An 8,112-nucleotide genomic window follows, 5' to 3' on the forward strand; every position below is an offset into this window, starting at 1 on the left:
ACCCGAAGCTGGTCAACTGGGTGGAGGACAATATCGAGGAGACGCTGAGCTTCTATCGGCTGCCGCTTGCCCATCATAAGCACATGAAGTCGACCAACATGCTGGAGCGGCTGAACCAGGAGATCAAACGGCGCACCCTGGTCGTCCGCATCTTCCCCAACCCGCGGAGTTGCCTGCGGCTGGTTCGGGCGTTGGCGGTGGAAATCCACGAGAACTGGCTCGAGGCGACCCGCTATCTGAACATGGATCATCTGCGCGAGCACAAGAAGGAGAGCCTGAGGGCCTTGGCCGCCTGAGCACCGTCATGTGTCCGCCGCTCCGCTAAACACGGGGGCTGCGCGACGGACACCCCGACGTCACCGCGATGCCACGCCATTTTTGCAGAACTTGACGCACACAACTGCGAATTTGTCGCGCGCGTGCCTCCCGCATGATGCGATCGGCCGCAGTAGGCCTACCGGCGTCTTGTGTTCAAGGAATGCGGCCTCCGGCGGGTTCCGCCTCGCGTTCAAATCCTGCAGTGCTTTCGAAGTCGAAGAACTGCTGAATCGCAAGTGCCGAGGCCCCGCACTGGCGCGGCGAAGGCGGAGGGCAGGAGCGCGAGCTTGCGGACAGGTATCGCAATGGGCCGATGCGTTGCACACATCCCTTTGTGTCTTCCTCGCTGCTGATGTCGATGGTCTGGTCTTATGAGCGTGAGGCCGATCAGCAAGACACAGAGGCGGGCATCCGCCGCCGTCTTCGTTACTAAAGTGCTCTTCCTTGATCCGGGGTTCAGGTCCTCCTGACCCCTGCCTCGCGGCACCGGCGGCTGCTTTTGCTTTCAATGCCCGAACACCAATGGCGACGCCAGGCGATCTCAGCGCCGCAGCATGCTACTCGATCACTCTGCAGTCAGAACAACCTTGACGCTTTGGGAGCGGTCAGCGGCGAGGCGGAAGGCCTCGGGCGCGGACGAAAGGACGCGTTCGGCGGTAACGAGCTTCAAGACGTCGACTTCTCCATCGACGATAAGAGCGACCGCGTGATTGAATTCGGCGTCGAAACGGAATGACCCCTTCAGGTTGATCTCCTTGGCCATGACGGCGTTAGCCGGTACCGGGATCTGGCCGCCCGGCAGATTGCCGACCTGGACGACGACACCGCCGCGCCGGACGCTGGCGATCGCCGCGGTGAGGCCGGCTGCGGTGCCTGAAATTTCGATAGCAATATCGAATGGTCTGTCGGCGGCAAGCGCCTTGAGTTCGACATCGCCGCCGGAAAGATCGATCGTGTGATCTGCACCCAGCCGGGTGGCGAAGGCGAGCGGCGCCTCGGCTATGTCGGCGACAGTTATCCCGCCGCAGCCTTTGAACTTGGCCGCGAGCATAGTGAGAAGTCCGATCGGCCCGGCACCGAAGAGGATGACATTCCTGTTAGCGATCGCGCCGGCTCGCGCCACTGCGTGCAGGCTGACGGCGAGCGGCTCGGCGAGCGCCGCCGCTTGATATGCCACATGCTGCGGGACCTTGACGCATTGCGCCGGCGTGGCGTCGAAGACGCTGGCGAACCCCCCTTGCATATGCGGCGTCCTGGAAGCCGAACCCATGAAGTAGATGTTCTCGCAGAGATTGGCGCGGCCTTCGGCGCATCGCGCACAGTGCCCGCACCACCGCGAGGGGTTGACCGCAACGCGGTCACCGATGGCAAGTCCGGACGCTGCTGTGTTGATCTCGACAATCTCTCCAGCAACCTCGTGACCGAGTACGAGCGGAGATGTGACGACGAAATCGCCGGTCCGCGCATGGCGAAAATAGTGCAGGTCGGAGCCGCATATGCCGCCAGCGCCGAAACGCACGCGCACCATGCCCGACGCAAGGGGTTCGAGCGGACGCTCCACCATGCGCAGGTCTTCGGGGTTGAACAACGTCGCGGCGATCACATTGCCGGTCATTTGATCAGTCCCATTTGTGTCGGCAGCCACAGCGTGATGGCCGGAATGAACGTGATCAGGATAAGCGCGACCAGCAACGGCACGAGCCAGGGCAGGATCGCCATCGTCGTGCGCTCGACCGACAGCTTGGCGATCCGCGAGAGAACGAAAAGCACCATGCCGAGCGGCGGATGCAGCAGGCCGATCATCAGGTTGAGCGTCATGATCAGGCCGAAGTGAACGGGGTCGATGCCGTACAGGACGACGATGGGCAACAGGATCGGCACGAGGATGGTGATCGCGGCGATGGTATCAAGAAAGCATCCCACCAGCAGCATCAGGATGTTGATCAGAATCAGGAACACCCATTTGTTCTCTGTCAGCGAGGTGATGAATATAGAGAACATCTGCGCCGCTTGGCTGACGGTTAGCAGCCACGCGAAGATCGACGCTGCGGTGACGATGAACAGAACCGACGCCGTCGTCTCAATCGTGTCGAAGCTGGCCTTGGCCAGCGTTGCGAAAGTCATCGTGCGATAGCGCACGAGCCCCAGAAACAGCGACCAGATGACCGCGGCCATGGCCGCCTCGGTCGGCGTGAACCAACCCATTGTCATGCCGCCGATCAGGATGATGGGCGTCATCAAAGCCATCACGGCGGAGAAGTCGAAATACCAGTCGCAGGCGATCAGAACAGCGAGAGCGATGCCGACGGAGATGTTGAGCGAGAACCCGGCGCTGACCAATATGTAGACCAGGACCGGAAAGCAGGCGACGACCAGGATCTCGAGAGACGCGGCGCCGAGTTTGCGCAGTTCGAACGGCGTGTCGGAGCCCCAGCCGCGGCGATAGGCGAAGATAGCGACCGTCACCATCATCAGCACCGTCATGACGATGCCGGGCAGGATGCCTGCCATGAACAGCGCACCGATGGAGACGTTGGCCATCATACCGTAGATGACAAAGGGCAGCGACGGCGGAAAGATCGGGCCGAGCGTCGAGGATGCAGCGGTGACGCCGACCGCCGCCTCGACCGGATAGCCGTGATCGCGCATGGCCTTGATCTCGATCGTGCCGATCCCGGCAGCATCTGCGAGGGCCGCGCCCGACATGCCAGCGAAAACTACCGATCCGATAATGTTTACTTGAGCGAGGCCGCCCTTCATCCAGCCGACAAGCGCCAGCGCGAACGAATAGATGCGCCCGGTGACGCCGGCGATGTTCATGAGATTGCCGGCAAAGATGAAGAAGGGCACGGCGAGCAACGGAAAACTCTCGACGCCGGCGATCATGCGCTGCGCGGCGATGATATCGGGCGCCACACCGTAGAAGACGAGGTAAAGCAGCGACGAGACGGCCATCGACACGGCGACGGGCACACCGATTAGCATCAGGGCGAGAAAGGCACCGATCAAAAGCAGCATCGCCTTACTCCCCCAACCCGTCGAATGCGGCGGGGCGCTCGAGCACCGAGTAGCCGCGGCGGACATTGCCGACGATCACCTGGACCGCGCGAAGCATCATCAGCGCGAAGCCGGCGAACACGGAGTAGAAGACAATGTTGCGCGGCAGGTTGATCGTGACCATCCGCTCGCGGTGGACGATCCCGACATAGCGCCACAGAAGCCAGGACATGTAGGCGAAAAAGCCGATGGTGATCAGGTTCACCGCAAGCGCCAGATAGCGCCCGACCCGCGCCGGCAGATAGTGGTAGAGCACATCGACCTGGATATGGCGCGACATGCGGGTGCACATCACGGAACCCAGAAACACGACGACGACAAGGCAGTTGATCGCGATCTCTTCGGTCCAGGCATAGCTGTTGTTGAGGACATAGCGGGTGAAGAACTGCAGGAAGACGCAAAACGACATGCCCCAGAACACAGCGAGTGTCGCCCAGTCCTCGACTGCGTAGCGAGAGAGGTCGACGGGCACGGTCTCCTCCTCGAAGGCATGCGCCAGTTCTTCGGCTGTCACCGGGTTGTGAATCTCTTCAGTCATCGGCATGGCTCCGGGTTGAACGACCTGCGTTGTCATTGTCCAAACCGGTCCGGACGCATATACGCCGGACCGGTTTGCAAGCGATTACTTGATGGCGCGGATCGCCTCCCAATCTGCCTTGCGGTAGCCGAACTCCTCGAACGTCACTTTTTCCATCACGTTCTTCTCGAAGTCGGCCCGATCGACTTCGGTCACGGTCAGGCCGCGGTCTTTGAAGGTCTGAACGAGGGCCTTCTCTCGATCCACGATGATCTTGGTGGCGCGCGCGGCGGCTTCTTGCATCACTTCGGTGAAGATCGCCTTGTCCGCGTCGGAGAGCTCGGCCCAGCGCGATTTCGACACGATCGTGTTGAGATGGTCGACGATATGACCGGTCAGGGCGATGTGCTTCTGCACCTCGTAGAATTTCTTCGCATCGATCGTCGTCAGCGGGTTTTCCTGTGCCTCGACCGTGCCCTGCTGCAGAGCCAGATAGACCTCAGCGAAGGCGATCGGCGCAGTGTTGGCGCCGCAGGCGCGCGGCATTGCGAGGTAGGCAGGCACATCCGGCACCCGCATCTTCAGGCCCGCCATGTCCGCGCATTTCGCGATAGGTCGGTTCGAGGTGGTATGGCGCGTGCCGTAATACGTCGTCGCCGTGATGTGATGGCCGGATGCTTCCTCGTAGCCGGCGGTCAGTTCCTTGTATTTGTCGCTTTTAGCGTAAGCGAGCAGATGGTCGGCGTCGCGGAAGGTGAACGGAAAATAGGTCACACCGATCGGGGGGAATTCGCGCGCCGCGAAGCTTGATCCGGAAATGATGATGTCGACCGTGCCCAGGGTCAGACCCTGGTTGATATCGGCTTCCTTGCCGAGTTGGGACGCCGGGAACACGTCGATCGTATAGCGGCCGTCGGTACGCTTCTTGATTTCTTCTGCCGCCCACACGGCCTCCGTGTGGAAGGGCTCGGACGTCTCATAGACATGTGCCCATTTCAACGCCGTTTGTGCCGAGGCCGAAGCCATGGGCAGAGCGACCGTGGCGATCGCGCAGAGCAGTGCGGTATACCTTGAAAACATCTTCATTCCTCCGTGTGATTGTACCGATGACGGCCGGATCTCCTCCCGGCCGGTTCTATCCCGCAACCTCCATGGTTGCGGGGCTCTCACCGAAATTGCGTGAGAATCGAAGTTGCGACCGACGCAGATGCTCCTGCATCGCCGCCTTTGCCCCTTCCGGATCGCGCGCCGCAATTGCGTCGCGCACCGCGCGATGCTCTGCCGCGGCGGCCCGCCATGAGTCCTTGTTCTCGAAATAGCTCGAGAGACGTTCGAAATAGGGGTTCATGCGCTGGTCGAACATCTCGCCGATAAAGCGCACTAGCACCGCGTTGCCGAGGATGCCCGCCACCGTCGTATGGAATTCCCGGTCAAGCAGGATGGTGGTCGTCGCGGGCAGGCTTATGTCGTCCATCCGGCGCAGCACATCGTCCAGCAGATCGAGATCGGTCGGCCGAACCTGGAGAGCGGCTTCCGCGGCGATCGCACCCTCGATGAACTCCCGCGCCCGCAGCAGTTCGAACGGGCCTTCATCCGTTTCTGCGGCGAGTATTTCGGCGCGCGGCGGGGCAGTGACGTAGATGCCAGAGCCGACGCGAATGCGTATGCGGCCCTCAACCTCGAGCGCAATTAGCGCTTCACGGACCGTCGGACGCGAGATTCCCAACTGGTCAGCCAATTCCCGCTCCGTCGGCAGACGATCGCCAACGCCAAACTCGCCAGATCCGATCAGTTGTCTCAGTTGATCGGCGACCTGTCGATAGAGCCGACGCGGCTGAATAGCCTGAATAGGCATCGCTCCCTGCTCCCCAAGTCGTCTTTTATCTAATTTGGCGAAATTTGGTAAATTGGTCTGGCCAATTGACCTTTAATGTGTGGGCAGCACGAGTCAAGAGCGATGTAAGGGGTCTCATCGGTATCGGTGGAGCCGCACCGGCGAAGCCGCAGGCGACGCCTTCAGCAGCATCGAGGTCTTCGTCGGTTCGAACTTCAATGACACGTTCTTCAGTTCCACAACTGCCGACAATCTGAACGGCGGAGCGGGACACTCGACACTATCGATTATTCGCTGTCGGGTTCCCAGCTGTCAAACTGGTTAAGATCGCGATTCAGCGCGAGGCTGGAGTGGGATCGTACCGCAGGCATCTTCACTGAATAGAGGCCGTTCGACACCGCCGAATTCAGCGCGCCCGTGAGCAGCGTTAAGTTACCCAGCCTATGGACGACCGAATCGCGTTCCGCCTGCCGGGTCACATAGTCGCGGCATCATCATCGTCGAGTTGATCGAATCCCGCGACTGGCCAAGTCTCCCGCCGGTGTTGGGGCATGATGTGCTCGATCGTCAGCGCAGACTTGATCTCAATGTCCTCGTTCAATGCCGACCGCCTGGCCATCTCGATCGCTTCGAAGACGTATCTCAGTCGGGACTGTCGAGCCCCCTTATATTGGTCACGGCCGAGCCATGCGTTGCGCCACTCCTCGTCTGTTGGCCACCGGTCGATGTCCGATCGACGATTGGAAAGGTATGTCACCATGTCATCAATCTTGTCGCCGTCGGCCTCGCGGAGACGATCGATCAAGCCAACGAAGAGCCTGTTGTAGTTCTTGTTCGTCAGTCCGCAGATGTCGCGGCGGAGGATATAGCTTTCGAGAATGTCCAGGGCTTGGTTGATCTCGAGTACCACGCTCGGATCGGTGGCAAGGAAGATAACCAATGGCATGACAGTCAACACGTCAAACGCGTCGGCGAAGCGCCCAAAGTTGCCGATCGGGTCGTTTACGCCCTGGTCGAAAAGACGCTTTTCGATAGCGGCTGTGGCCGAGATGGACTCCAGTTCCAAGCCACCGGCGCCGACCAAGGCACATGTTGGCGGGGCTCCTGAGGTGCGGCGCCTGCGGTGCGGGAATGTCGTCAAAAGGCATGGACAAGTCCAAGCGCATTCGCATCCGCTGTTCCGCCGCGACAGAAAGCGGAACATGCTCCGATCCCAAGACCTTTTATTTGGATACGGTGAACGGCCTTACCGCCGAGTTGCGCCATCCTGAAGTGATTGCCCAGTACGTCCAGACGTACCACGAAGAACGGAAGCGGTTGGCAGCCGACACCGATGCCAGACGCACTCGTTTGGAACGACGGCTTGGAGAATTGTCTCGGGAGATCGATCGGCTAGTCAACGACATTGCCAAGGGCCATGGCGATCCAGCCGTGCTGGGACCGCAATCAACAACGCTGAATGAAGAGCGTAAATGCATCTTGACCGAGTTGGATCGGGTGCCCGCCGCGACCGGAGTGATCGCGCTGCATCCTTCGGTGCTGGCACGCTACGAGGAACAACTGAACCAGCTTCAGACAGGGCTTGCGAAGGGCATTGCTACTGGCGATTCCGAATCTGCAGAGGCGATGCGGGACTTGATCGAAACCGTCACGGTGTTTCGAGATCCATCGAGGATTGGCGGGATCGAAGTCGAAATCGCTGGGCGGCTAACAGCACTCCTAGGCGAGGAGGTATTCCCCCACGGCGTCAGAGGAGTGGGGTGAGCGGCCTGAGACATAGGTGACGTTTCGTACCGGACACATGGGTAACACTTTTGGCTTTTGGCTTTTGGCTGGAGGTGTTGATGCCGTGGAGAGAGTGTTCGGTGATGGAGGAACGTCTGCGTTTCGTTGCCCGCCTTCTCGAGGGAGAAGGCATGAGCGATGTGTGCCGGGATTTCGGGATTTCGCGCAAGACCGGCTACAAGATCTTCAACCGCTATAGGGAGGAAGGGGTGGAGGCGCTTTGCGACCGCTCGCGGCGGCCGGTGAGGTAAGCGCTTGAAATGCGAGGCCGCGCAATGAGCCGCGACTTCGCCCCCGTATCGCCTGCTATCTGGGGCTCGCGCGCCTTCCTGTCGCTACCTAGCGATGGGCGGGTGCTGATGCTCTACCTGATCTGCGGTCCCCACCAGAACAGCGCTGGGTGCTGCCGGATCAGGGAAGGCTATGCCCTGGCTGATCTCGGCTGGCAGGCCGAACAATATCGGCGCGCGCTGGCCGATGTCGTGCAGGCCGATCTCGTCATGCACGATCCGGCGAGGGACTGTCAGGAATCTTGTGCGTGAGGCCATGATGATGGAAAGGAGAATCATCGCATGGCCATTGAGAAGGAAGTACTGGATCG

At 60.5% G+C, this 8,112-nt stretch carries 10 protein-coding genes and 1 pseudogene; 4 read left to right on the forward strand and 7 right to left on the reverse strand.

The window, feature by feature from the left end:
* Positions 1 to 296: transposase (locus NKH02_RS33640; RefSeq protein WP_352884096.1), on the forward strand; the 296-nt coding region annotated here is incomplete at its 5' end.
* 587 nt (positions 297 to 883) lie between these two features.
* Here NKH02_RS33640 and NKH02_RS33645 read toward each other — a convergent pair.
* From NKH02_RS33645 to NKH02_RS33675, 7 genes are all read right to left on the reverse strand, one after another.
* A complete protein-coding gene (locus tag NKH02_RS33645; RefSeq protein WP_352884098.1) occupies positions 884 to 1,933 on the reverse strand; it encodes an L-idonate 5-dehydrogenase in 1,050 nt (349 codons plus the stop codon).
* The gene (locus NKH02_RS33650) at positions 1,930 to 3,336 is read right to left on the reverse strand and encodes a TRAP transporter large permease (RefSeq protein WP_352884100.1); all 1,407 of its coding nucleotides are present in this window, start codon (positions 3,334 to 3,336) and stop codon (positions 1,930 to 1,932) included. Before NKH02_RS33650 ends, NKH02_RS33645 begins: the two co-directional genes overlap by 4 nt.
* A gap of 4 nt (positions 3,337 to 3,340) precedes the next feature.
* A complete protein-coding gene (locus NKH02_RS33655; RefSeq protein WP_352884102.1) occupies positions 3,341 to 3,913 on the reverse strand; it encodes a TRAP transporter small permease in 573 nt (190 codons plus the stop codon).
* 84 nt (positions 3,914 to 3,997) lie between these two features.
* Entirely contained in the window at positions 3,998 to 4,972 is a 975-nt protein-coding gene (locus NKH02_RS33660; RefSeq protein ID WP_352884103.1) for a sialic acid TRAP transporter substrate-binding protein SiaP, read from the reverse strand.
* 55 nt (positions 4,973 to 5,027) lie between these two features.
* The gene (locus tag NKH02_RS33665) at positions 5,028 to 5,747 is read right to left on the reverse strand and encodes a FadR/GntR family transcriptional regulator (protein WP_352884106.1); all 720 of its coding nucleotides are present in this window, start codon (positions 5,745 to 5,747) and stop codon (positions 5,028 to 5,030) included.
* A gap of 266 nt (positions 5,748 to 6,013) precedes the next feature.
* Positions 6,014 to 6,205, reverse strand: a complete 192-nt coding sequence (locus NKH02_RS33670) for an HNH endonuclease family protein (protein ID WP_352884108.1) — start codon at positions 6,203 to 6,205, stop codon at positions 6,014 to 6,016.
* A complete protein-coding gene (locus NKH02_RS33675) occupies positions 6,202 to 6,792 on the reverse strand; it encodes a GmrSD restriction endonuclease domain-containing protein (protein ID WP_352884110.1) in 591 nt (196 codons plus the stop codon). The genes NKH02_RS33670 and NKH02_RS33675 overlap by 4 nt, the downstream gene beginning before the upstream one ends.
* 23 nt (positions 6,793 to 6,815) lie before the next feature.
* Between NKH02_RS33675 and NKH02_RS33680 the strand changes: the two genes are divergently transcribed.
* The 3 genes and pseudogenes from NKH02_RS33680 (at position 6,816) to NKH02_RS33690 (ending at position 8,053) form a co-directional block, all read left to right on the forward strand.
* Positions 6,816 to 7,490: a recombinase zinc beta ribbon domain-containing protein gene (locus NKH02_RS33680; RefSeq protein ID WP_352884112.1), complete on the forward strand. Its 675-nt coding sequence runs from the start codon at positions 6,816 to 6,818 to the stop codon at positions 7,488 to 7,490.
* Between the two features lie 80 nt (positions 7,491 to 7,570).
* Positions 7,571 to 7,759, forward strand: a pseudogene (locus tag NKH02_RS33685) (helix-turn-helix domain-containing protein); the annotation flags it as partial.
* Between the two features lie 27 nt (positions 7,760 to 7,786).
* Positions 7,787 to 8,053: a hypothetical protein gene (locus NKH02_RS33690; protein ID WP_352884115.1), complete on the forward strand. Its 267-nt coding sequence runs from the start codon at positions 7,787 to 7,789 to the stop codon at positions 8,051 to 8,053.
* Positions 8,054 to 8,112 lie beyond the last annotated feature (59 nt).

The sequence above is a fragment of the Mesorhizobium sp. M1396 genome, from assembly GCF_040317725.1.
Taxonomy (GTDB): Bacteria; Pseudomonadota; Alphaproteobacteria; order Rhizobiales; family Rhizobiaceae; genus Mesorhizobium.